At 39.7% G+C, this 1,775-nt stretch carries 1 protein-coding gene and 1 pseudogene; one reads left to right on the plus strand and one right to left on the minus strand.

What is annotated here, in order from left to right:
• Positions 1–1,498, minus strand: a 1,498-nt coding sequence (locus PMIT1303_RS13640; protein ID WP_074159173.1) for a hypothetical protein, incomplete at its 3' end; no start/stop codon positions are given.
• A 129-nt stretch (positions 1,499–1,627) separates the two neighbouring features.
• Here PMIT1303_RS13640 and PMIT1303_RS13110 point away from each other — a divergent pair.
• Positions 1,628–1,775, plus strand: a pseudogene (locus PMIT1303_RS13110) (dehydrogenase); the annotation flags it as partial.

The raw sequence follows: 1,775 nt of genomic DNA on the forward strand, positions 1-1,775 counted from the left end.
CAAAGAGTGATTTCGTATAGAGCTCAATGTCATTACCATCTCCTCCTTGATAGGTAATAAAGAGATCACGTGGTGATCCTTTATCGCTTTTAAATCTGCCTACTGAATCTCCTTCATTGAGGCCATCGTATTCACCAGAGAGGTCTCCATCAACTTTGGCAATCACAAAGGAATCGCCAGCAGAAAGCTTAAAGCCATCAATCAGTGAAACATCGAGGCTACCGCCATCCAGAATCAAGTCTCCCGTAATATCTACGAAATCATGTTCGGTGTTGATACGGTCACGTTCTGCATCGTCGCGACCTCCTAATTCAATGATTTTGTTACCACCTGCATTGTGCATAAGGTTTCCGTCGATTAAATAACCACCAGCGGATTGTCCGCCATTGATTGTGCCGTCATTGTCGATATGACCGTATGTGCTACCAGTGCCCGTAAGTAAAGCACCTTTCTCGTTAGAAAAACTCCCTGGGCCTGATGAGCCTGATAAAAGATCGATTAGTCCGTTATTAGTAATAGTTCCTTTATTAATTAAACTTCCAGCATTGATTAAGATTCGACTATTGATATCCTTGTTAGTTAAATTACCGGTATTACTCAGAAAACCTACATTAGTTATACCCTTGCCCGCTCCATTGATGTTTATAGTTGCATAATTAAAGATTGTACCAGCATTCTCGATGCCATCACTATATATAAATGCATGATTATTTAATAAGCCTCCAGCTTTGCTAACAAAGCCAGCACCATTAATGTTGATAGTAGCGTTGTTATTGATCGTACCAGAGTTTTCAAAGGAGGATTTGACGTTGAGTGCAGAATATGCACCACTCTGTGCACTCTGAATATTATTTAATGTAGCACCACTATTATTAACAAATTTTCCATTCATATCATTTTCGACTATGCCCTTGTTGTTAACAATACCGTTATTCGTTAAAGTTGAATAATAATTATACAATCTGGCGTTATTATTAAATGTGCCATTATTGTTGATCACACCAGCGGCAGTATCTCCCCGTTCGGTACTGACATTACCATTGTTATTAAACGTGCCGCCGAGATTGTTGTTCAGGATGCCATTAATATCAAACTCGCCATGATCACCACCAGCCACCCAGTCTTCGGCAATTGTAAAAGTAGCCCCACTGTTATTATTGATAACGCATTGATCAAGCTGACAGATGAGTGAGCCACCACCATAGAGAGAGATAGTTCCACCACTATTGTTATTGATAATCGAGTAATTGTCTAGTGCGTAAAACTTGAAATGCCCGCTGTTGCTAATTGTGGCGCCACTTTTATTAGTGATACCTGAATTCATATCAATACTGGAAAACTTTCCAGTATTAGAAATAATACCGCTTTTGTTTGTAAAGGTCCCGCTGCCATTGTTTATTAGAGTTCCATGATTGTCAAAGTTAGCACTATTAAAATCACCGTCAGTAAAACTAATTGTTGAGCCTACCTTGTTTGGGTTGGGGTAAATTTGAGCCATTGAGACTATGAATCTTTATTTATTTTAGCAATTGTATAGGCAACAGGACATATTAATGGTGATTATTTAAACATTGCTCATTATGGCCAGTCTTAAATTATTACCGTTAATGCTAATTGAATTATTTAATTGGCCAATGGCTCCCTTTCAGCTTGGCCTGAAGCCTTGGGATTGGGACCAAAAACACTGCATCACGCGAGCACCATGTCTGTGCGCCTGGAGGGTCGCGGCAACCTCAAAACTGGTTCAGCTCGATTTGAATTTGGGCTGGTTCATA

It is taken from the genome of Prochlorococcus sp. MIT 1303 (genome assembly GCF_001631965.1).
Lineage (GTDB): Bacteria > Cyanobacteriota > Cyanobacteriia > PCC-6307 > Cyanobiaceae > Prochlorococcus > Prochlorococcus marinus_D.